This is a genomic window from Kutzneria viridogrisea DSM 43870, from assembly GCF_000525635.1.
GTDB lineage: Bacteria > Actinomycetota > Actinomycetes > Mycobacteriales > Pseudonocardiaceae > Kutzneria > Kutzneria viridogrisea.
Genome location: NZ_CP007155.1, coordinates 2,155,899 through 2,177,222, shown reverse-complemented (window position 1 = coordinate 2,177,222; position 21,324 = coordinate 2,155,899). Strand labels below are relative to the sequence as shown.

Below are 21,324 nucleotides of genomic sequence, written 5' to 3'. Positions count from 1 at the left end.
CCATGCGCACCTGGCTGGCCGCGAACTCGGTGACCCCGGTCGACCTGGGGCTGACCGCGCTGGTCGGCCTGCTGCTCTGGGTGGGCGGCGTGTGGTCCCCCGGCCAGGGCTGGCCCGAGCTGCTGCTCGGCGCGGCCCAGGTGCTCCCGCTGCTGCTCCGCCGACGCGCGCCCGGCGTGGTGCTCGCCGTGGTCACCGCCGCGACGGTCGCCCAGCTGCTGATCGGCCTGCCCCGCAACCTCGGCTACGTGCCCGTGCTGCTCGCGCTCTACTCCGCGCAGGGTTCGCCGCACCGTGCGGTGCGCTGGTGGCTGTGCGGGGTTGCGGCCGTGGCGGTCGGATTGGTCATGGTGCCCACGAAGGGTCCCGTGGAGGGCACGCTGCTCACCGTGGTGGTGGCCGGTGTCGCGTGGGCGATGGGCCTGGAACGCCGCAGGCACCTGGCCGAGCGCGGCGAACTCGCCCGCTACCGTGCCGCCGAACAGCGCGAGCGCGCCGCACGCCGGTTGCACGACACCATGGCGCAGACCACCACGGTGATGCTGGTGCACGCCGAGGCCCTGCGCGCGGTCGGTGAACTCAGCGAGGCAGATCGCGCGCGACTGGACACGATCCTCACGGCCGGTCGCGCGGCGTTGAGCCAGGTCCGCGAGGCCGTGCGCGAACTGCACGAGGACGGGGCACCGGCTGACCCCTGTGACCTGCCCGAGGTGTTGCGCCTGCTCACCTCCGCCGGACTCGTGCTCGACGGCGACCCACTCACCGCTCTGGCCGGTCTCGACGCCCCGGCACGCGAACTCGCCGAGCGCGTCGTGGCCGAGTCGGCGACCAACGCGTTGCGGCACGCCGGTCCCGGAGCCGTGCTGCGCGTGCGGATCATCGCCTCGGCGGACTCGGTGCTGGTCGACGCCAGCAACACCGCGGGCCGCAAGTCGCTGGCGCGCACCGGTTACGGCCTGTCCAGCCTGGCCGGCCAGCTCAGCGCCAGCGGTGGCGAACTGGACTGCGGACCGGTGGACGGCGGCTGGCGCGTCACCGCTCGGATCCCAGTGCCAGCAACTGCGAGACGGTGACGAACCGGTAGCCGCGGGCCCGCAACTGGTCGATGATCGGCCCGAGGGCGGCACGGGTCTGCTCGCGGCCCTGGTACATGCCGTGCAGCAGCACGATCGAACCGGGCGTCACGTGGTTCACGGTGTAGTCGGTGATCGCCGAGGCGCTGCGGTCGACCTCCGGGTAGGAGTTGGGCTCCACGTCCCAGGTGATCGTTCGGCGGTCGTGCTCGTGCAGGTAGTAGGGCAGCGCGAGCAGCTTCTTGCCGTTGGGCGGCCGGAAGGTGATCTCGCCGGTGTAGCCGGTGCGCCGGATCAGCTCGTCGGTGCGTTCCACCTCCTCAGCGACGAACTGCGGGCTCACCAGCACCATGCGCTGGTGCGAGTAGGTGTGGTTGCCGATCTCGTGACCGGCCTGGGCGATGGCCCTGCCCAGTTCGGGGTGCGCAGCCAGGTCGCGGCCGATCAGGTAGAACGTGCCGTGCACTCCCCTGCTCGCCAGTGTGTCCAGCATCGGTTGCGCGCCAACGGGATCCGGTCCGTCGTCGAAGGTCAGCGCGAGGACCTTCTCAGCGGTGTCGACCCGGCTGGTGAGCCCACCGAAGAACTGGAAGGTGCGCGCGCTGGCCAGTCGCAGCAGGCCGAAGGCCGACAACGGGAGCAGCACGAGGAGCACGCCGAGCACGATCAGCAGACGGCGTGGCCGCGGGAACGAGCGCATGCGGGCAGCTTTCCCGTGCCCGCCCCCGCGAGGAAGCGGCGGAGGTACTAGTACCTGCGGCACAATGACGGGCGCCACCGCTGCCCGAAGGGGCAAGCCACTGCCGAGGGGAACGTCGTTGCGCGGTCTGGTCCTGGGAGGCGGACTCGCGGGCACGCTGGCCGCCGCCGCACTCGGCGTGCACTGCACGCAGGTCACGGTCGTGGAGCGCGACCGCTACCCGGACGGCCCCAGGCACCGCAAGGGCGTTCCGCAGGGCAAGCACACGCACACCCTCATGTCGGGCGGGGTGCGCACGATCGAGCAGTTGCTGCCCGGCACGCTGGACCGGCTGCTGGCGGCGGGCGCCCAGTACATCGGCGTGCCCAACCGACTGCTGTCGTACATGCCTGGTGGGTGGCGGCCGCGGGACCCCGAGCTGCAGTTCGTGATCGGCACGACCCGTGCGCTGCTGGACTGGACCATTCGGCGTCAACTGTCCGGGGTGGAGTTCCTGGAGGGCACCGAGGTGGTGGGCCTGCTCGGTGACGCGACCCGGATCACCGGCGCGCGGGTGCGGGACCGGGCCAGCGGGGAGTTCGCCCAGGTGCACGCGGACTTCGTCGTGGACGCGACCGGGCGCGGGTCGGCCACGGCTACCTGGCTGGCCGCGCTGGGGCTACCCGCGGTGACCCAGGAGGCACAGGGGCCGGGGATCTTCTACTCCAGCAGGGTCTTCCGCGCCCCACGGGGCAGCGAGTTCGCCGCGGTGTTCATCGCACCCGACCCGAACGTGGACCGCAGGCTGCGCAGCGGGGTGCTGCTGCCCGTCGAGGACGAGCAGTGGCTTTTCACGTTGACCGGGGTGCGTGACGACGAGCCGCCAGTGGACGCCAGGGGCTTCACCGAGTACGCGGACGGGCTGAGCCATCCCCTGCTGGGGCAGTTGATGCGCCGCGCCGAGCCGCTCGGCGACCCGTTCGGCTTCCGGATCGCGGCCAACCGCAGGCTGCGCTACGACCAGCTCAGCCGGTGGCCGGAGTGCTTCGTCGTGATCGGCGACGCCGCCTGCGAGTACAACCCCGTGTACGGGCACGGCATGACTGTCGCCGCCCGCAATGCACTGGCAGTGCGGGAAGGTCTGCGCCACGGGGTCGGCGCGCACGCGATCCAGCAGGACGTGACCAAGGCCGGGCTGGACGCCTGGCAGGTCGCGACCGAGGTGGACACGCGCCTGGTCGGCATCCTGGAGAACCAGCCGGTCGACCTGCTCACCCGCCTGCGCTACCGCTTCGCCGACCGGATGACCCGCAGCAGCCCGACCCGCCCCGCCCTGAACAAGGCGCGGCTCGACGTGTTCACGCTGTCGGTACCGACCCGTGAGGCGATCACCGCGCGGGTGATCTGGGAGGCGCTGCTCGGACCGGCCGGTCCCCCGCTGGCGCACCCACCCCTCACCCCCGCCGAGCACGCAATCCTCCACCCCACCGAGCCCCGCCCTACGGGGGACGAGTCCCGCTCAGGGGAGCGCGAGTCCCGCCCTGGGGGCGACGAGTCCCGTTCTGGGGGCGACGAGTCCCGCTGACACGACGGCGAGTCCCGCCCGGGCGAACGTGAACTACGCCCAGCAGCCGACGACTCTCGGCCACACGGCAGTGAGTCCCGCTCCGGCGAACCCGTGTCCCGCCGAGCGGACGACGAGTCCCGCCCAGGTGAGCGCGAGCCCCGCCCACACGACGACGAGTCCCGTCCAGGCGAGCGCGAGTCCCGCTGCCCCCGGTCACGGGACAGCGGGACTCACACACAGGACAGCGGAACTCACTGTCACGCAGCGGGACTCACCTGGCTGGGAACGGGACTCACGCCCCACACAACGGGACTCGCGCGCCTCAGCGCGGGACTCGCCCACCCGGCAACGGGACTCGCGCATCGCAGAACGGGACTCACGCCCCACAGAGCGAGACTCGCCCGCCAGACAACGGGACTCGCCCACCCCACAGCGAGACTCACGCCTCGCAGAACGGGACGCCCGCCCCATAGCGAGACTCACGCGCCTCAGAGCGGGACGCCCGCCGCCCAGCGGGACTCACGATCCCCACAGCGGGATTCGCGCCCCGCAGAGCGGGACTCGCGGGCTGGGGGTCAGTGCTGGGTGCCGCCGCCACCGGTGGCGACGCCGCCGACCGGCTTGACCTTGACCTGCTGCTCGGGGGCGGTCGCGGGCTTGGTGGTCGGCGCGGTGGCCGGGGCCGAGGTCGCCGGGGCGCTGGTCACCGGCGAGGAGGTCACCGGCGCCGTGGTCGGCACGACCAACTTCGGCGTGGCAATGTCCACGGCCTCGTCGGCGATCGCCTGCGCGTCGCCGGCCTGGGCCATGCCCTGGCCGACGAGGATCCGCACGTCGTGGGTCATACCGGGGACGCTGCCCGGCTGGTCCAGGAACACCTGGGCGTCGTCGAGCATCTTCTGGGCGTCGGCCTTGGCCTTGTTCGCCGCCTCGATGGCCGCCTTGGCCTGCTCGGGCGTGGTGGCGTCCTCGGCCTTCTGCTTGGCCACGCGCGCGTCGGCCTTCGCCTGCTGGCCCGCGGCGTTGAGCTTGCGGGCGGTGCGCGCCGTCTCCTGGGCCGGGTCGCTGGCGGTGGTCGCCTGCTCGGTGAGCGCGACGGCCGGTGCACCGGTCGCGGTCAGCACGGCCCCAGCCAGCAGCACGGACGCGACGAATCTCTTGCCGATCTTCACAATTCCCCCTCATCAGGACATTCGCGTCGTGAGGCTACGCGAGCATCCTTCACCGCGCCAAGACCGCTACGAAGCGCTCAACGGTCGTCACGGATTCGGTCCACCCCAGGCCCTGCGCCAGCCGCATCATCGCGGGCGCCTCGACCGCGGCGCCCGCGACCACCTCGGCGTCGGCGAACACCTCGTGCACCGTGCCGTCGGCGAGCACCCGGCCCTGGGCCATCGCGACGACCCGGTCGAAGTTCTCGGCCACGAAGTCCATGTCGTGCGTGATGGCGATCACCGTGCGGCCCCTGGCGTGCAACTGGGCGATCACCTCACTGACGTCGCGGACCCCGGCGTGGTCCTGGCCGGTGGTCGGCTCGTCGAAGACCACGACGGGCGTGTCCATGGCCAGCACCGAGGCGATCGCCACGCGCTTTCGCTCCGCGAGGGACAGGTGGTACGGGTGGGACGTGGCGTGCTCGGTGAGCCGGGTCGCGGTCAGCGCCCAGTCGACCAGCTCGTCACGCCGCGCGCGGTCGTACCCGAGGTTGCGCGGCCCGAACTCCACCTCGGCCCGCACGGTCCTGGCGAACAGCTGCTCGTTGGGGTTCTGGAACACGTAGCCCACCGTGCGGGCCAGTTCGGCGATCTCCCGCCCGGCCAGGTCCTGCCCGTCGACGAGCACCCGGCCGCCCGTGGCGCGGAAGATCCCGTTGAGGTGGCGCACCAACGTGGTCTTGCCGGCCCCGTTCTGCCCCACGATCGCCACCCGCTCACCGTCTGCAATGGACAGTGAAACGCCTTGCAGCGCAACGGTTCCCGATGAGTACGTGTAGTGCAGGTCCTCGACCTGGATGCTCACCGCGCACCCCCGAACCCGGCCAGGGCCTGGTCCAGGGTCACCGGCAGCGCGGCACCGGAGGGCCAGCGCCCACCGGCCCGCACCGCGGCGGTGGTGAACCGGGTGTGGCCGATGCCCCACTCGACCAGCTCGGGCGCGGCCAGCACTGTCCCAGGTGGACCGTCCATGCGCAGTTCCCCATCCACCAGAACGACAACCCTGTCCGCGAACTCCGCCAACCGCTCGATCTTGTGTTCGATCAGCACCACCGTGATGTCACGACTGCGCAGCTCACCCAGTGCCTCGAACACCAGCCGACTGCCCGCCGGGTCGAGCTGGGAGGTCGGCTCGTCCAGCACCAGCACGTCGGGGTTCATCACCAACATCGCCCCCAGCGCGACGAGCTGCTGCTGGCCGCCGGACAGCTCGTAGGGCGAACGCTCGGCCAGGTGCTCGATCCGCAGGCGCCGCAACACCTCCCGCACGGCGATCAGCATGTCCTGGCGCGGCACACCGAGGTTCTCCAGCCCGAAGGCCAACTCCTCGGCCACGGTGAACTTCGCGCCGGAGATCTGGTTGAACGGGTTCTGCGACACCATGCCCACGCGGGTGACCAGGTCCGGCAGCGGGGTGTCGACCACGTGCAGCCCACCGATCTCCACCCGGCCGGTGACCTCGCCGCCGAGCACGTGTGGGATGTACCCGGCCAGGGCCTGGGCCAGCGTGGTCTTGCCCGCCCCGCTGGGGCCGACCACACCGAGGAACTGTCCACTCGGGACGTTCAGGTCGATCTCGCGCAGCACCGGGCGCGCGGTCTCCGGGTAGGTGTAGCCGAGCTTGTCAACGGTGATCACGACACCACCCCCGTGGTGGTCAGGGCGATCGCGGTCAGCGCCGCCAGCAGCATGAGCCAGCGGGCGAGCCGCTGTGCGGTGGAGTCCGGGATCACGGTGTAGCTGGTGCGCCGCGCCGTGGAGCCGAAGGCCCGTGCCTCCATGGCGATCGACCTCTCGTCCACTTCGGACAGTGCACCGAGGATCAGCGGGCTGATCAGCGGGACCAGTGCGCGGACCCGGCTCACCAACCCGGTGTCGGTGCGCAGGCCCCGGGCGCGCTGGGCCTGCAGGATGCCCTGGGCCCGCTGGCGGAACGCCGGGATGATCTGCAGGGTCGCCGACACCACGTAGCTGATCTTCGGCGGCAGCCCGCGGGCGACCAGCGCGGTCATCAGGTCTCCGGGGTGCGTGGTGAGCAGCAGGAACAGGAAGGAACCGGTGAGCACCACCAGGCGCAGGGCGGTGCGCGCGGCGAACAGTAGGCCGTCGGCGTGCACCGAGAGCGGGCCGAGCGTGAGCAGGACCTGCCCGCCGCCGGGGTAGAACAGGCCCTGGATCACGAACAGCAGCAGGATCACCGGCAGCAGGAAGCGGCTCATCGTGGCCAGGAACCGGCGCTGCACCCCGCTGGCGAGCACCGCGGGCAGCAGCACCAGCACCAGCAGGGCCACCGGCCACCACAGCACCGGCAGTGCGAACGCGGTGACCACCAGGGTCAGGCTCAGCGACAGCTTGGTGACCGGGTTCCAGCCGTGCACCCGGCTGCGGCCCGCCTGGTAGAAGTCCAGGGTCGCCATCACGCCTCCAGTGCGACGCGGCGGGCGAACACCCGGTGGCTGCGGGCGAAGGCGAAGCGCTGCCGGAACCGGGCGGGCAGCGCGAGCAGGATCAGGAAGGTCAGCGAGAAGGTCACCGTCTTGTCCAGCGGGTCGGAGATCAACCCCTGAAGGGTGGTGGAGGCCAACAGGGTGTTGCCGTAGGCCTGGAACACGCCGACCACCGCCGTGGTGCCCGCCGAGGTCGTGGCCCCGCCGTAGACGAAGGCGGAGATCGGCGAGGACACCAGCGCGGACACGATGCCGGTGAGCAGCCCGCTCAGCGCCGCCCACCACGGCCTGCGGAAGGCGCCGACCATCGCGGCCAGACCGGCCAGCGTGCCGATCTCGGCGGCGGTCACCGCGAAGGGCATGATCGTCGGGTTGATCGTCAGCCCCCAGATCACGCAGGTCAGCGCCCCGGTCGCGGCCCCGGCCGCCGGTCCGGCGAGCACGCCGACCAGCACGATGCCGATCGAGTCCAGGTACAGCGGGATGCCGGTGGCCAGTGCCAGCTGGCCGACCACGATGTTGATCGCGATCGCGACCGGCACCAGTGCCACCGCCGAGGTGGACAGCCGGTCGGTGGCGCCGAGGATGATCAGCACCGAGCCGAGCAGGTAGCCCGCCAGCGCGACCAGCGCGCCGATCCCGCTCACCCCGGGCCGCTCCAGCACCAGGTAGACGTAGGTGGCCAGCACGACGAGCGTGCCTGCCGCGATCTTGACGGAGGGTCGCACCGCAGGAGCCTAACTGGTCCAGACCGGTGTGAGAGCCCCTATCAGGTCCAGGTACCGCTGGTAGTGGCTGTCGAACCGCTCGGCGCCGATCGGGTCAACGGTGAACCTCCGGCGCACCCGCACCGTGTCGGCCACGGCGCTGTGCAGGTCCGGCCACACGCCGACACCGATGCCCGCGAGCACCGCTGCACCGCGCGCCCCGGCCTCCTCGGTGTCGGTGATCTCCACGTCCACGCCCAGCCCGTCGGCGAACAGCTGCGGCCACACCGAACTGCGCGCGCCGCCGCCGGAAAGCCTTGCCGTGCCGTGCATCGGGAACGCCTCGCGCAGTGCGCCGACGTGCGTGCGGTGGTTGCACACCACGCCCTGGTAGAGCGCGCGCAGCAGGTGCCCACGGGTGTGCCAGCCGCGCAGGCCGAGGAACGAGGCCGAGGCCTCGGGCCCGTGCGGGGAGCCGTACAGGAACGGGTGGAACACCACATCGGACCGCTCGGCGAGCACCTCGCCGATCTCGGCGTCGATCTGCTCGTGCGGGACCGGGCCGATCACCGTGCGCAGCAACCAGTCCAGGTTGGTGGCCGAGGCCGGTGAGGTCGACATGTTCAGCCACCGGCCCGGCAGCAGGAACGCGCGGGCCTGCCAGCGCGGGTCCACGGCCACCGCGTCGGAGATCACCTGGTTGATGCTGAACGTGCCTGCCACCAAGGCGAGCTGGCCCGCCGAGAGCACCCCGTCGCCGACCGCGGCGGCGTCCACGTCGTGCGCCCCGGTGACCACCGGCGTGCCCGCGCGCAGCCCGGTGAACCCGGCGGCCTCGGCCGTCACCTCGCCGACCACCTCGGCACAGCCTCGGATCGGCGGCAGCTTGTCCCGGATTTCGTTGAGCCCGAACAACTCCAGCGCCCGTTCGCTGTACTGCCCGCTGCGCACCTCGCAGAACGAGGCGCTGGCCTCGGTGCGGTCGGTGGCGATCTCCCCGGTCAGCCGCAACCGCAGCCAGTCCTTGCAGAACAGCAGCCAGCGCGCGGATTCCAGCACCTGTGGCTCGTGCGCGGACAGGTGCGCCAGCAACGCGGAGGGCGAAGCCTCGAACGGCACCTGCCCGGTGAGCGCCAGCAGTTCCTCGAAGATCCCCGCGGTGCGCCAGCGCTGGACCTCTTGGTGCGCCCGGGAATCCATGGCAGTGATCCCCGGGCGCACCGGCTCACCGGCCGCGTCCACCGCGTACAGCCCGTCGTTGTGCCCGACCACCGCGACCGCCAGCACCTGCCCGGGGTCGATCTCGCCGAGACAGCCGCGGATCGCCTCCCCGGCAGCACGCCACACCTCGTTGAGGTCCCGTTCCACCCACCTCGGCCGCGGGCTCACCGTCGGGCACCGCGCGGCCCCGACCGCCACGGCCCGTCCGGTCAGGTCGAACAGCACCGCCTTGGTGGAGGTCTGCCCGGCGTCGACTCCGAGCAGGTAGCCGGTCACGGCTGGGCCAGCGCGGCGATCCGCTCGGCCACCAGCCGCGCGGAGGTCCTGTTGGTGGCCAAGGTGTCCCCGGCGTAGTGCGGGGTGAGCGTCACGTTGTCCAGCTTGCGCCACGGCGAGTCCACCGGCAGCGGCTCCTCGTCGTACACGTCCAGCGCCGCGCCCGCGATCCGCCCGGCGGCCAGCACCTGGTACAGGTCCTCGTACCGTACGAGCCTGCTGCGCCCCACGTTGAGGAAGTACGCACTGGGCTTCATCAGCCCGAGCAGCTCCGCCCCGATGAACCGCTCGTTGTCCGGGGTCACCCGCGCCTGCACACTGAGGAAGTCCGCCTGCGCGAAGACTTCCTCCATGCTGGCGGCCTGCGCCCCGTACTCGGCCAGTTCTTCCTCGTACACGAAGGGATCGTGCACCAGCAGTCGCGGCGCGAACCCCGAGAGCTTGCGCGCCAGGTGCCTGCCCACGTGTCCGAAGCCCACCAGCCCCACCGTGGAGCCCGAGATCTCCTGTCCCGGTGCGGGGAACTGCTTGCGCCAGCCGCCCGCCTTGATCGACGCGTCGGCCCTGGCGATGTCCCGCGCCTCGGACAGCATCAGCCCGATCGACAGCTCGGCCACCGCACTCGCGTTGCGCCCCGCGACGCCCATGACCTCGATACCGCGCTCCTTCGCGGCAGCGAGGTCCACGTTCTCCAGACCCGCCCGCGCCACCGCGACGGCCTTCAGGTTCGGCGCCGCGTCCATCACCGCCGTGGGCACCGGCGCGAAGTGCAGCGCCAGCACCTCCGCCTCGGCCGCCGCCGCGACGATCTCCTCGGGCACCGGGACCGCGTCAGGCCCTTCCCACTCCATGCGTTGCTGCGCCTCGTGTTGCGCAGCCTTGTCCCCCGCCCACTGGACTGTCCTCACCGGACCGAAGTTCGGTCCACATGCGACACCCAGGGCGTCCACGTAGTACTCGGCGGGGATGAAGTGGTCCCCGATCACCAAGGTGTGCAAGCCGGTCTCCTCTCAGCGAGCCAGTCGGCGGTCGAACTCAACCGCATGGTGCAACCGCACCGCCGCCCGGTGCTCCTCGGTCACCGGCGGGGCCTGCGTGCCTGGACTGCTCACCGCGGCCGCCGCGTACGCCAGCGCCTCACCGAGATCGCCGTTGGCCAGCAGTCCCGCCAGCAGCGCATCCCCCGCACCAACCGTGTTCCGAACGTGCTCGACGCGGACTTCTCCATGCACAGCACCGGATTCGTCCACCAGCAGGGCCCCGTCGGCGCCGAGGCTGACCAGCACCGCGTTCGCCCCCGCGAAGCGCACCTGGTCGGCGGCCTGCACCACCTCGCCGATCGTGCCGGGCCGCCGCCCGACCAGTTCCGCCAGCTCGTCCAGGTTCGGCTTCACCAGGGCGGGTCGCGCCGGGATCGCCGCCGACAGCGCCACCCCCGAGCTGTCCACGACAACCGACACCTCGGCCGTGCGGACCAGTTCCGCGTAGAACCCCGACGGAACCCCTGGTGGCAGACTCCCGCTCAGCACAAGCACATCGGCACCCCGCGCCGCCCGCAGCGAGGCCTGCGCGAGCTCGTCGCATTCCTCAGTGGACAGTCGCGGCCCCGGCTCGTTCAGCTTCGTCACCGTGCCGTCCGGCTCCACCACGCTGGCGTTGACCCGCAGACTGTCCACAATAGACACTGCTTCGCACGGCACGTCCAGCATGGCGCGGAGCTGTTCGCCCACGGCGCCGCCCACCGGCAGCACTGCCAGTGCCGCGTGTCCGTTGTGCACCAGGGCCCGCGCCACGTTCACGCCCTTGCCGCTGGGTTCCAGCACCGCTTCGCCCACCCGGAGCACCTCACCGCGCACCAGGCGGTCCACGGTCACCGTGCGGTCCAGGCTCGGGTTCGGCGTCAGCGTGACGATCACGCGCGCACCACCCTCGGCCCGTGCGACTCCAGTTCCTCGGCCAGCTCCGGCGCCAGCCCCGTGTCGGTGATCACCACGTCCACGTCACCGAGATCGCCGTACCGGTGCAGCCGCACCACACCGATCTTGGAGTGGTCCACCAGCAGCACCCGGTGCCGGGCCGCCCGCAGCATCAACGCCTTCAGCTCGGCCTCCGCGTGGTCCGGCGTGGTCAGCCCGCGCGTGGCCGACAGCCCGTTCGTGCCCAGGAAGGCCACGTCGGCGTAGACCTCGCGCAGCCGCTGCACCGCCCAGCCGTCCACCTCGCCCAGGGTCGTCGACCGGACCCGCCCGCCCAGGGTCAGCACCGTCAGGTTCGGCCTCGCCGCCAGCAGCTGGGCCACCGGCAGGGCGGGCGTGATCACCGTGAGCTCGCGGTCCCTGGGCAGCAGTTCCGCGAACCTCGCCGGGGTCGAGCCGGACTCGATCAGGATGGCGCCCTGCTCGGGCAACTCCGCCAGCGCCGCCTCCGCGATGCGGGCCTTCTCCTGGGTCATGACCACCTCGCGGGCGGCCAACTGGTCCTCCAGGCCCCACAGCTCCACCGGGATCGCCCCGCCGTGCACCCGGCGCAGCAGGCCGTGCTCCTCCAGGGTCGTCAGGTCCCGGCGGATCGTCTCCGGGGTGACCCCCAGCTCCGCGGACAGCGGGGCCACGTCCACCCGCCCCACGTCCCTGGCCAGCCGCACGATCTGCCGCTGCCGCTCCCTGGCGTACACCGAGGGCACCCGCCTCTGTTGGTTTCGGTGTTGGTTTGCTTCTGTCTACTTCTGCTTGCCCCGCTCGTCAAGGCCCCAAACGCCGTGAAGGTGGCTTTCACTGCGCCCAGCGCAGTGAAAGCCACCTTCACGGCGGCAGGACGGCGACCGCGGGCCGCTCACTCCGCCGAGTAAGCGCCGATCTCCAGGTAGGCCGCGAACGTGCCGAGCCAGTGGTCGGCGCCGTACCCGTTGCCGAAGACGAGGTCCCAGCCGGCGGCACGGTGCGTCTCGGCGGCGGAGGCGGCCAGCGGGGCGAACCGGTGACCGGCGGGCAGGGCTGCGCCGAGTGAGCGCCAGCACCAGGACCGGGTCAGCGCGAGGCCGATCAGGTGCGACTCGTACGGGTCGGTGGGGTCGGCGACGGGCACCGGCTCACGCAGCGCCTGCCAGCGCGGGCCTGCCAGGTCGGGCAGGAACGCCTCCAGCCAGGCGGTGAACTCCGCGCCGCCCAGGACCCGGTTCATCAGGTCGGCCTCGACGAGCGCGGGCGAGAAGAAGTCGAAGGCGTCGGGCTCGTAGGCGCCGTAGTCGCGGTCGGCGGCGAACCAGCGCAGCGCGGCCTCGGCGCAGGCCTCGGCGAGTTCGGTGTCGCCGGTGGCGCGGGCGGCGTCGAGCACGAGGCCGGTGGAGAAGGCGCTGTTGGTGTGCGTTCCGACACGGATGGGCAGCCGCGCGGCGCGGATCCAGTCCAGCCAGCGGCGGCGCAGCACGGCGGTCAGCGGGCGCAGCGCCTCGGCCCAGGGCAGCTCACCGACCCGCAGTTCGGCGTCGAGCACGAACAGCCAGGCCCAGCCGTAGGGCCGCTCCCAGTGCCTGCCCGCATCGCCCGCGAAGAACTCGGCCTCCACCGCGCAGCCCTCGGCGGTGATCAACCGGTCCAGCACCGCCCTGGCCTGCGCGGCGCCCTCGACCTGCGGGTACAGCCGGAGTAACCGGGTGACCAGCCAGGTCTGGTGCACGCAGGAGTGCCAGTCGAAGGAACCGGCGAACACGGGATGGCGCACCCGCTGCGGCACCAGCTCGGCCTCGCTGGAGATCACGTGCGTCCAGTGCACGGGGTAGTCACGCTGGAGGTTGGCCACGGCGAGGGCGAGTAGGCGTTCGGGGTTCACGTCGGCCATCATGACCCATCCCAAGGTTCGGCCGTTCCGTCCAACCTGCGGGCTCTAGACTGAACCGGTGAACTGGACCGTGGACGTGCCGGTGGACACCCTTCCCGAGTTGCCACCGCTGCCGCCGACGCTGCGCAAGCTTCTCGACGACGCACTGGCCAGGCCCGCCGCCCAACAGCCGGAGTGGCCCGACCCCGAGCACACCCGCATGGCGCGCACCGTGCTGGAGAGCGTGCCCCCGATCACCGTGCCCGCGGAGATCGACCTGCTGCGCGACCGGCTGGCCGAGGTCGCCAGGGGCGAGGCGTTCCTGTTGCAGGGCGGGGACTGCGCCGAGACCTTCGCCAGCAACACCGAGCCGCACATCCGCGCGAACGTGCGCACCCTGTTGCAGATGGCTGTCGTGCTGACCTACGGCGCGAGCCTGCCGGTGGTCAAGGTGGCGCGCATCGCCGGGCAGTACGCCAAGCCCCGCTCCAACGCGCTGGACGCACTGGGTCTGCCCGTGTACCGCGGCGACATCGTGAACTCGCTGGTGGCCACGCCCGAGGCGCGGGTGCCCGACCCCTCGCGCATGATCCGCGCCTACGCCAACGCGAGCGCGGCGATGAACCTGCTGCGCGCCTCCACCGCGACCGGCATGGCCGACCTGACCAAGGTGCACGACTGGAACAAGGACTTCGTGCGCACCTCACCGGCCGGTGAGCGCTACGAGGCGCTGGCCGGGGAGATCGACCGCGGCCTGCGCTTCATGGCGGCCTGCGGGGTGGAGCACAACACGCTGCACACCGTGGAGATCTTCGCCAGCCACGAGGCCCTGCTGCTGGACTACGAGCGCGCGATGCTGCGCATGGACACCAGCGGGGACACCCCCAAGCTGTACGACCTGTCCTCGCACTTCCTGTGGGTGGGTGAGCGGACCCGCCAGCTGGACGGGGCGCACATCGCCTTCGCCGAGCTGCTGGCCAACCCGATCGGCCTGAAGATCGGTCCGGGCACCTCGCCGGAGATGGCCGTGGAGTACGTGGAGCGGCTGGACCCGCACAACGTGCCCGGCAGGCTCACGCTGATCAGCCGCATGGGCAACCACAAGGTGCGCGACGTGCTGCCCGGGATCGTGGAGAAGGTCACCGCCTCGGGTCACCAGGTGGTCTGGCAGTGCGACCCGATGCACGGCAACACCCACGAGTCGACCACCGGCTACAAGACCCGCCACTTCGACCGCATCGTGGACGAGGTGCAGGGCTTCTTCGAGGTGCACCGCAAGCTGGGCACGCACCCCGGTGGCGTGCACATCGAGCTGACCGGTGAGGACGTCACCGAGTGCCTTGGCGGCGCGCAGGAGATCTCCGACGCCGACCTGGCAGGTCGTTACGAGACGGCCTGCGACCCGAGGCTGAACACCCAGCAGTCACTGGAGCTGGCCTTCCTCGTCGCCGAGATGCTGCGCGCCTGAGGCGGGCGCGATCCTGGTCAGCGCCAGGTAGGTCGCGCTGGCGCCGACCAGGATCATCAGCACCAGGGTCACCACGCCCAGCAGGGACCGCCAGGTGACCAGCAGCAACGCGCTGGGCAGCAGCGAGGCCAGCACCACACCGCGCACCACCTGGTAGAACCGCAGCCTCGGCTGCCGCACGCGGGGCGCCAGCAGGGCCCAGGTCAGGGTCAGCGCGCTGATCGCGGCCACGCTGACCGGCACCGACCAGTGCGGTTCGAAGGCACAGAAGTCGTCGGGGGCGGAGAACACGACCAGCCCGATCGGTCCCAGCACGGCATTGCTGAGCGTGGTCGCCGCAAGGGACAGCAGGTAGGCCACGGCCAGCCGCCACGCGCGCGGTCCGCGCCGGGCTCCTCCGGCCGGGCGCAGCGCCGACTCGATGGCCATGGTGGTGTTCCCCCTGCGGCGGCGGTGGTGACTTCACCGCCAAGCTCACAGCACGGGGATGAGAACAGCTTCGAGATCAGCTCAGAGTTGACTGGGAGCTTGTTGTACCGTCAACTTCTTTGGCTCTCGGTAGCATGTGGCGAGTGCGGGACATCGTGATCTTCAGCGGCAGTGCCCACCCCGAACTCGCAGCCGAGATCTGCGCCCACCTGGAGGTCCCGTTGCACCCGGTGCGGGTGCGGCGGTTCGCCAACGACTGCCTGGAAGTGCAGTTGCAGGCCAACTGCCGGGAACGGGACGTGTTCCTGATCCAGCCACTGGTCAAGCCCGTGCAGGACAACCTGGTCGAGCTGCTGCTGATGATCGACGCGGCGCGCGGCGCCTCGGCGGCCCGGGTCACCGTGGTCATGCCGCACTACTCCTACGCCCGCTCGGACAAGAAGGACGCCCCGCGGATCTCCATCGGCGGGCGCCTGGTGGCCGACCTGCTGGTCGCCGCGGGGGCGAGCCGGGTGCTGACGATGACCCTGCACTCCCCGCAGGTGCACGGGTTCTTCAGCGTGCCGGTGGACCACCTGCACGCCCTGCGCGAGCTCGCGGCGCACTTCCGCCGCTACGACCTGTCGAACACCACGGTGGTGTCACCGGACCTGGGCAACGCCAAGGAGGCCTCGCACTTCGCCCGCATGCTCGGGGTGCCGGTGGCCGCCGGGGCCAAGCAGCGCTTCGCCGACGACAAGGTCGCGATCAGCTCGGTGATCGGCGAGGTCTCCGGCCGCGACATCATCGTGCTCGACGACGAGATCGCCAGGGGCAGCACCGTGCTGGAACTGCTGGACCGCCTGCGCGACCTGGGCGCCAGGACCGTCCGGGTGGCCTGCACGCACGGCCTGTTCGCCGGGGGCGCGCTCAAGCGCATCAGCGCCCAGCCCGAGGTGGCCGAGATCGTCTGCACCAACACCGTGCCCATCCCGGAGGAGGAACGCGTGCCCGGACTCACGGTCCTGTCGATCGCGCCCGCGCTGGCCGAGGCCGTGCACCGCATCCACGACGGCGAGTCCGTCAGCGCCCTGTTCGACCAGGCCCCGGCTCAGAGCTGACTGGACACCGGCCGCTTGGCCGAACGGGTCGGCGCTGGGCCGTCCGCGCCGCCCGTCGCGGGCAGCCGCACCCGCAGCCAGGCCCCCTCCTGGTGCGGCACCACGCTGGCGTCCCCGCCGTGCGCGGCGGCGATGGCCGCCACGATGCTCAGGCCCAGGCCGGTGCCCTCGCCAGGACCACCGGTGCGCCGCCGCGAGGCGTCCCCGCGGAAGAACCGCTCGAACACGCGTCCGCGCTGCTCCTCGGCGATGCCGGGGCCGCTGTCCACCACGTCGATCAGCTCGTACTCCCCGGCCCGCGAGATGCGCAGCTCGGCCGGGGTGCCCGCGGGCGTGTGCGCCCGCACGTTGGCCAGCAGGTTGGCCACCACCTGGTGCAACCGCGCCCGGTCCCCGCACACGGTGTGCTCCCCCGGCTCGGCCCGCACCCGCACGACCCGGTCCGGGGCGGCGACCCTGGCGTCGGCCACCACGCCCCCGGCCAGCTCCACCAGGTCCACCGGCTGGCGCTCCAGCGGGCGGCCCTGGTCCAGGCGGGCCAGCAGCAGCAGTTCGTCGACCAGCGCCGCCATGCGCTTGGCCTCCTCCTCGACCCGGCGCATCGCGTCGGCGAGCTTGTCCGGGTCGCTCAGCGCCCCGTGCCGCACCAGCTGGGCGTAGCCGGTGATCGAGGTCAGCGGGGTGCGCAGCTCGTGGCTGGCGTCCGCGACGAACTGGCGCAGCCCCTCCTCGGCGGCCTTGCGCTGCGCGAAGGAGTGCTCGATGCGGCCCAGCATCTGGTTGAGCGAGCCGCCCAGCCGGGCCACCTCGGCGGGCGAGCCGGTGACGTCCACGCGGTGCTGCAACGCGCCGTCGGCGATCAGCTCGGCGGTGTCGGTCATCCGGTCCAGCGGGCGCAGCACGAAGCGGCTCACCCGCAGCGCCAGCACCGCGGCCAGCACCAGCGCCAGCGCGGTGACCACCGCCTCGATGGCCATCAGCTGGTACACCGTGGCGTCCGACCACTTCAGCACCTGCGAGACCATCAGGAACCGCCCGTTGGGCAGCTCGGCGAAGGCCGCGCGGAAGTTGTTCTGGTCCCCGGTCAGGGTCACCGGCGCGGAGGTCGCCGCGTAGCCGCGCAACTGGTCCAGGCCGGGCACCGGCACCCCGGTGACGTTGCCCAGCCGCTGGGCGACCACGCCCTTGGCGTCGATCACGATCACGGTGCACAGGTCATCGGTGGGCCCCTTGCCCTGCACCCGGCCGTCCGCGCCCACCTTGGCCCTGGACTGGCCCAGCGCGTCGGAGATCTGCGAGTCGGTGCGCTTGTCCAGGTACGAGCTGAGCGCGACCACGCCCACCACGTCGGCGGTCAGCAGCCCGGCCGCGGTCACCGCCAGCACCCCGACCAGCAGCCGGGAGCGCAGCGAGGTCAGCTTCGGCAGTCGCACCCCGATCATCTCCCCCCGCTGGTCTGCACCGCGGAGGCCCGCAGCAGGTAGCCGACCCCGCGCACGGTGTGGATCAGCGGGTTGTCCTGGTCGTCCAGCTTGCGCCGCAGGTAGTAGATGTAGGTCTCGACGATGCTCGAATCGCCCTGGAAGTCGTAGTTCCAGACCTGGTCGAGGATCTGCGCGCGGGACAGCACCCGGCCCGCGTTGGTCATCAGGTAGCGCAGCAGCTGGAACTCGGTGGCCGACAGCCGGACCAGCTCGCCGTCCTTCCACACCTCGTGGGTGTCCTGGTCCAGCTCCACCGCGCCCACCCGCAGCCGGTTGCTGGCCTGCCGCTCGGTGCGACCGCGCTTGAGCAGCACGTTGACCCGGGCGATCAGCTCGTCCAGGTCGAAGGGCTTGGTGACGTAGTCGTCCCCGCCCAGGGTCAGCCCGTGCACCTTGTCCTCGCTGGCGTCGCGCGCGGTGAGGAACAGCACGGGGGCGTCGATGCCCGCGTCGCGCAGCCGGGTGCACACCCCGAACCCGTCCAGGTCGGGCAGCATCACGTCCAGCACGATCACGTCCGGCCGGTAGGCGACCGCCTGCTCGAGGGCCTCCCGGCCGTTGACCGCGGCGGCCACGTCGAAGCCGACGAACTTCAGCGCCGTGCTGAGCAGGTTGACGATGTTGGGCTCGTCGTCGACCACCAGGACCCTGGTCTGCGCGGAGGAAGTGGACACCCCTCCATTAGAGCAGCCCCGTCGTCCGACGGGGCTGCTCCAGGACAGATCACTTGCCGACCGGCCAGGGCTTGGGGAACGGGCCCAGCGCGCGGAGGCAGCCGCCCACCCTCAGGAGGCGCATCTTTGTCATCGTTTTTTCCTCCTTTCGGGCAGGACGAACATTCGCATCACCGAAATCGTTCGGAACGCGAATCAATGATGGGTAAAAGTCGGGTCGAAGTGAGCAGAAGGGTCCGCTCTTCCAGGTGAGCAACCAGCCACGACAACGCCACCGCCAGCGCTCGGGCAGGACGGGATTCGAACCCGCACAGACCCCCAGCACGCACACGCACCACTTCGACCCGACCGGCATCGCCCGGATCACCTCATCGGTGCGCAGGGCTCCTCTCGGCCGAGCACCAGGAACTTTCCTTCGCTCGCCATGACACAAGAATGCCCGGATCCGAGGATCCGGGCAATCTCTTTTTCAGAACTCGTTGTCAGCCGATGGCTGATTAGCCGCTGCGCCGATCGTTCGGCTTCGCAAGCTCAGCCACTGCGCCCGATCGTTCGGCTTCGCAAGCTCAGCCACTGCGCTCGATCGTTCGGCTTCGCAAGCTCAGCCACTGCGCTCGATCGTTCGGCTTCGCAAGCTCAGCCACTGCGCTCGATCGTTCGGCTTCGCAAGCTCAGCCGAAGAAGACCTCGGCCTCTTCGTACCGGTGCAGCGGCACGGTCTTCAGCTCGGCGGTGGCCTCCGACAGCTTCACCCGGACGATATCGGTGCCGTGCAGGGCCACCATCACGCCGAAGTCGCCCTCGGCCACGGCGTCCACCGCGTGCAGGCCGAAGCGGGTGGCCAGCACCCGGTCGTAGGCGGTGGGGGTGCCGCCGCGCTGCACGTGGCCGAGCACGACCGCGCGGGACTCCTTGCCGGTGCGCTGCGCGATCTCCTCGGCCAGCCAGGTGCCCACGCCGCCGAGCCGGACGTGCCCGAAGGCGTCCTTCTCACCGGAGGTCAGCACCTCGGCCCCGCCCTCGGGCATGGCGCCCTCGGCCACCACGATGATCGGGGCGTACTGGCGCTCGAAGCGGCGCTGGGTCCACTCCACGACCTTGTCCACGCTGAACTGGCGCTCGGGCACCAGGATGACGTTGGCGCCGCCGGCCAGGCCCGAGTGCAGGGCGATCCAGCCCGCGTGGCGGCCCATGACCTCCACGACCAGCGCGCGGTGGTGCGACTCGGCGGTGGTGCGCAGCCGGTCGATCGCCTCGGTGGCGATGTGCACCGCGGTGTCGAAGCCGAAGGTGTAGTCGGTGTTGCCCAGGTCGTTGTCGATCGTCTTGGGCACGCCGACCACCGGCACGCCGTCGTCGGTCAGCCGCTTGGCCACGCCGAGGGTGTCCTCGCCGCCGATGGCCACCAGCGCGTCGACCCCGTGCTCGGCCAGCACCTTCTTGATCTGGCCGACCCCGCCGTCGACCTTGTACGGGTTGGTCCGCGAGGACCCGAGGATCGTGCCGCCCCTGGCCAGGATCTCCTCGACCTCGTCCAGGCCCAGCTGCTTGGTCAGGCCCTCCATCGGACCCTTCCAGCCGTTGCGGAAGCCCACGACCTCCCAGCCGTGCACCTCGATGCCCTTGCGGACCACAGCGCGGATCACCGCGTTCAGGCCGGGACAGTCGCCACCGCCGGTGAGCACACCGATGCGCATCTACTCGCCTCTCTCAACAGTCCAAGGGGGTGTGGTCGGCATCACTGGCGACCTGTTAACACAGGGTTTCACGGACTGTATCGGTGCAGCAAGCATGACCTGCTAACGGTGCGGAAAACCCCTCCTCAGCCGCTCCTGCTCCATCACCTGCCAGCGCGCCAGGTTGTGCTTGGCATCGGCCAGGGCGTCGTGCGCGTCGGTGGGCGCCGAGGGCAGCTTCGGACGGCCCACGTCCTCCCAGCGCTGGCGCAGATCCCTGGTGAACCGGGGCAAGGACCTCGGCAGGGCGGGCATCGCGCCCCACAGCTGGGCCAGCGCCACGTGGTCGTAGGCCGCGTACCAGGCCCACAGCTCCGCGTTCTCCCCGTTGGGCGAGAGGAACTCCAGCAGCTCATCGCGGATGCGCGAGCGGCTGCGCCAGGCCCTGTCCGCGGGCGGCGGCAGCTTCGGCAGCACGTTGTTGCGCACCCACTGGCCCGCCCGACCCGGGTCGAACTCGGTGGACACGGCGTAGAACTCGCGGCCCTCCTCGTCGACAACCCCGATCGAGACCAGTTCGATGGTCAGACCGTCCTCGATGAACTCGCAGTCGTAGAAGAACCGCACGTCGCCAGCCTAGGGGCCACCCGTCAAGGGGCCGGTGCCGGGCCCATCTCGCGTGTCATGACAGTGCCGTTGCTGACGTCTGGTGTCGCGAACGGCACTGTCATGACACGTCGGCTCAGGCCGCCTGGGCCTCCTTGACCTTCGCCGCGTAGACGTCCACGTACTCCTGCCCGGACAGCTCCATCAGGGCGTACATGATCTCGTCGGTGATCGAGCGCTCGATGAACCGGTCCCCGCCAAGCCCCTGGTAGCGGGAGAACTCCAGCGGCTTGCCGATGTGCACCTGGATCGGGTACGGCCGCCACATCTTGGAACCGATGGGATTGGCCTTGTCGGTGCCGACCATGGCCACCGGGATGACCGGCACCCCGGCCTCCAGCACCATGCGGGAGATCCCGGTCTTGCCCTTGTAGAGCCGCCCGTCCGGGGAGCGGGTGCCCTCGGGGTAGATGCCGACGATGTGCCCCGCACGCAGCAGCCGCACGCAGGTGTCCAGCGCGGCCTGTGCCGCGGAGGCCCCGGACCGGTCGATGGGCACCTGGCCGACCCCGGTGAAGAACCAGCGCTTGAGCGTGCCCTTGACCCCGGTGCCAGTGAAGTACTCGCGCTTGGCCGGGAAGGTGATCCGCCGGGGCACCATCAGCGGCAGGAAGAACGAGTCGGCCACCGACAGGTGGTTGCTGGCCAGGATCACCCCGCCCTCGGCGGGTATGTGCTCCAGGCCGCGCACCTTCGGCCGGAAGAACACCCGCAGCAGCGGGCCGAGCAGGACGTACTTCATCACCCAGTAGAGCACCGCTTACGGCTCCTCCCGCCGGTCACCGGATCGATCAGCGTAGAGATCCGGCGTACTGCTGCACAACGAC

General features: G+C 71.2%; 21 protein-coding genes. 4 read left to right on the top strand and 17 right to left on the bottom strand.

The features are described from left to right. Positions 1-2 precede the first annotated feature (2 nt). The gene (locus tag KALB_RS09905) at positions 3-1,073 is read left to right on the top strand and encodes a sensor histidine kinase (RefSeq protein ID WP_025355564.1); all 1,071 of its coding nucleotides are present in this window, start codon (positions 3-5) and stop codon (positions 1,071-1,073) included. Here KALB_RS09905 and KALB_RS09900 read toward each other — a convergent pair. Further along, positions 1,033-1,773: a polysaccharide deacetylase family protein gene (locus tag KALB_RS09900; protein ID WP_025355563.1), complete on the bottom strand. Its 741-nt coding sequence runs from the start codon at positions 1,771-1,773 to the stop codon at positions 1,033-1,035. The two genes, KALB_RS09905 and KALB_RS09900, sit on opposite strands and share 41 nt — an antisense overlap. A gap of 118 nt (positions 1,774-1,891) precedes the next feature. Between KALB_RS09900 and KALB_RS09895 the strand changes: the two genes are divergently transcribed. Then, positions 1,892-3,337 carry an NAD(P)/FAD-dependent oxidoreductase gene (locus tag KALB_RS09895; RefSeq protein ID WP_025355562.1) on the top strand — a complete coding sequence of 482 codons (1,446 nt, stop codon included), beginning with the start codon at positions 1,892-1,894 and terminating at the stop codon, positions 3,335-3,337. 557 nt (positions 3,338-3,894) lie between these two features. Here the strand turns inward: KALB_RS09895 and KALB_RS43755 are convergent. From KALB_RS43755 to KALB_RS09845, 10 genes are all read right to left on the bottom strand, one after another. After that, positions 3,895-4,491, bottom strand: coding sequence for a BAR domain-containing protein (locus KALB_RS43755; protein WP_025355561.1), 597 nt, complete (start codon positions 4,489-4,491; stop codon positions 3,895-3,897). A gap of 49 nt (positions 4,492-4,540) precedes the next feature. Then, complete coding sequence (locus KALB_RS09885) at positions 4,541-5,338, bottom strand: energy-coupling factor ABC transporter ATP-binding protein (protein ID WP_030107891.1); 798 nt, start codon at positions 5,336-5,338, stop codon at positions 4,541-4,543. Beyond that, positions 5,335-6,171 (bottom strand): energy-coupling factor ABC transporter ATP-binding protein, encoded by an 837-nt coding sequence (locus KALB_RS09880; protein WP_025355560.1) that lies wholly within the window; start codon positions 6,169-6,171, stop codon positions 5,335-5,337. The genes KALB_RS09885 and KALB_RS09880 overlap by 4 nt, the downstream gene beginning before the upstream one ends. Beyond that, the gene (locus KALB_RS09875; RefSeq protein WP_025355559.1) at positions 6,168-6,950 is read right to left on the bottom strand and encodes an energy-coupling factor transporter transmembrane component T family protein; all 783 of its coding nucleotides are present in this window, start codon (positions 6,948-6,950) and stop codon (positions 6,168-6,170) included. Before KALB_RS09875 ends, KALB_RS09880 begins: the two co-directional genes overlap by 4 nt. Then, on the bottom strand, positions 6,950-7,708 hold the full coding sequence (locus KALB_RS09870) for a hypothetical protein (RefSeq protein ID WP_025355558.1): 759 nt from the start codon (positions 7,706-7,708) through the stop codon (positions 6,950-6,952). The genes KALB_RS09875 and KALB_RS09870 overlap by 1 nt, the downstream gene beginning before the upstream one ends. A gap of 9 nt (positions 7,709-7,717) precedes the next feature. Continuing rightward, a complete protein-coding gene (locus KALB_RS09865) occupies positions 7,718-9,184 on the bottom strand; it encodes an FGGY-family carbohydrate kinase (protein ID WP_025355557.1) in 1,467 nt (488 codons plus the stop codon). Beyond that, positions 9,181-10,182 (bottom strand): 2-hydroxyacid dehydrogenase, encoded by a 1,002-nt coding sequence (locus tag KALB_RS09860; RefSeq protein ID WP_025355556.1) that lies wholly within the window; start codon positions 10,180-10,182, stop codon positions 9,181-9,183. Before KALB_RS09860 ends, KALB_RS09865 begins: the two co-directional genes overlap by 4 nt. A gap of 12 nt (positions 10,183-10,194) precedes the next feature. Beyond that, positions 10,195-11,100: a 1-phosphofructokinase family hexose kinase gene (locus tag KALB_RS09855; RefSeq protein ID WP_025355555.1), complete on the bottom strand. Its 906-nt coding sequence runs from the start codon at positions 11,098-11,100 to the stop codon at positions 10,195-10,197. Continuing rightward, positions 11,097-11,858 (bottom strand): DeoR/GlpR family DNA-binding transcription regulator, encoded by a 762-nt coding sequence (locus tag KALB_RS09850; RefSeq protein WP_025355554.1) that lies wholly within the window; start codon positions 11,856-11,858, stop codon positions 11,097-11,099. The genes KALB_RS09855 and KALB_RS09850 overlap by 4 nt, the downstream gene beginning before the upstream one ends. Before the next feature lie 158 nt (positions 11,859-12,016). Continuing rightward, positions 12,017-13,024, bottom strand: coding sequence for a DUF2891 domain-containing protein (locus tag KALB_RS09845; protein ID WP_025355553.1), 1,008 nt, complete (start codon positions 13,022-13,024; stop codon positions 12,017-12,019). 55 nt (positions 13,025-13,079) lie between these two features. Here KALB_RS09845 and KALB_RS09840 point away from each other — a divergent pair, with 55 nt between their 5' ends. Next, entirely contained in the window at positions 13,080-14,468 is a 1,389-nt protein-coding gene (locus tag KALB_RS09840) for a class II 3-deoxy-7-phosphoheptulonate synthase (RefSeq protein ID WP_025355552.1), read from the top strand. On the opposite strand, the gene KALB_RS09835 is transcribed toward KALB_RS09840, so the two are convergent. Then, the gene (locus tag KALB_RS09835; RefSeq protein ID WP_025355551.1) at positions 14,424-14,897 is read right to left on the bottom strand and encodes a hypothetical protein; all 474 of its coding nucleotides are present in this window, start codon (positions 14,895-14,897) and stop codon (positions 14,424-14,426) included. The genes KALB_RS09840 and KALB_RS09835 overlap by 45 nt on opposite strands. 134 nt (positions 14,898-15,031) lie before the next feature. Here KALB_RS09835 and KALB_RS09830 point away from each other — a divergent pair, with 134 nt between their 5' ends. Further along, complete coding sequence (locus KALB_RS09830) at positions 15,032-15,997, top strand: ribose-phosphate diphosphokinase (RefSeq protein WP_201771900.1); 966 nt, start codon at positions 15,032-15,034, stop codon at positions 15,995-15,997. On the opposite strand, the gene KALB_RS09825 is transcribed toward KALB_RS09830, so the two are convergent. From KALB_RS09825 to KALB_RS09805, 5 genes are all read right to left on the bottom strand, one after another. After that, positions 15,988-17,439 (bottom strand): sensor histidine kinase, encoded by a 1,452-nt coding sequence (locus KALB_RS09825; RefSeq protein ID WP_025355549.1) that lies wholly within the window; start codon positions 17,437-17,439, stop codon positions 15,988-15,990. The two genes, KALB_RS09830 and KALB_RS09825, sit on opposite strands and share 10 nt — an antisense overlap. Then, complete coding sequence (locus tag KALB_RS09820; protein ID WP_025355548.1) at positions 17,436-18,155, bottom strand: response regulator transcription factor; 720 nt, start codon at positions 18,153-18,155, stop codon at positions 17,436-17,438. The genes KALB_RS09825 and KALB_RS09820 overlap by 4 nt, the downstream gene beginning before the upstream one ends. 671 nt (positions 18,156-18,826) lie before the next feature. Further along, the gene (locus KALB_RS09815) at positions 18,827-19,852 is read right to left on the bottom strand and encodes a 6-phosphofructokinase (RefSeq protein WP_025355547.1); all 1,026 of its coding nucleotides are present in this window, start codon (positions 19,850-19,852) and stop codon (positions 18,827-18,829) included. A 102-nt stretch (positions 19,853-19,954) separates the two neighbouring features. Beyond that, positions 19,955-20,458, bottom strand: coding sequence for a polyadenylate-specific 3'-exoribonuclease AS (locus KALB_RS09810; RefSeq protein ID WP_025355546.1), 504 nt, complete (start codon positions 20,456-20,458; stop codon positions 19,955-19,957). A gap of 115 nt (positions 20,459-20,573) precedes the next feature. Next, complete coding sequence (locus KALB_RS09805) at positions 20,574-21,254, bottom strand: lysophospholipid acyltransferase family protein (protein ID WP_025355545.1); 681 nt, start codon at positions 21,252-21,254, stop codon at positions 20,574-20,576. Between the last annotated feature and the right edge of the window lie 70 nt (positions 21,255-21,324).

Coding starts and splice junctions, on each gene's coding strand:
- KALB_RS09825 (WP_025355549.1), bottom strand. CDS start 17,439: ATGATCGGGGTGCGACTGCCGAAGCTGACCTCGCTGCGCTCCCGGCTG.
- KALB_RS09835 (WP_025355551.1), bottom strand. CDS start 14,897: ATGGCCATCGAGTCGGCGCTGCGCCCGGCCGGAGGAGCCCGGCGCGGA.
- KALB_RS09815 (WP_025355547.1), bottom strand. CDS start 19,852: ATGCGCATCGGTGTGCTCACCGGCGGTGGCGACTGTCCCGGCCTGAAC.
- KALB_RS09830 (WP_201771900.1), top strand. CDS start 15,032: ATGTGGCGAGTGCGGGACATCGTGATCTTCAGCGGCAGTGCCCACCCC.
- KALB_RS09845 (WP_025355553.1), bottom strand. CDS start 13,024: ATGATGGCCGACGTGAACCCCGAACGCCTACTCGCCCTCGCCGTGGCC.
- KALB_RS09900 (WP_025355563.1), bottom strand. CDS start 1,773: ATGCGCTCGTTCCCGCGGCCACGCCGTCTGCTGATCGTGCTCGGCGTG.
- KALB_RS09875 (WP_025355559.1), bottom strand. CDS start 6,950: ATGGCGACCCTGGACTTCTACCAGGCGGGCCGCAGCCGGGTGCACGGC.
- KALB_RS09905 (WP_025355564.1), top strand. CDS start 3: ATGCGCACCTGGCTGGCCGCGAACTCGGTGACCCCGGTCGACCTGGGG.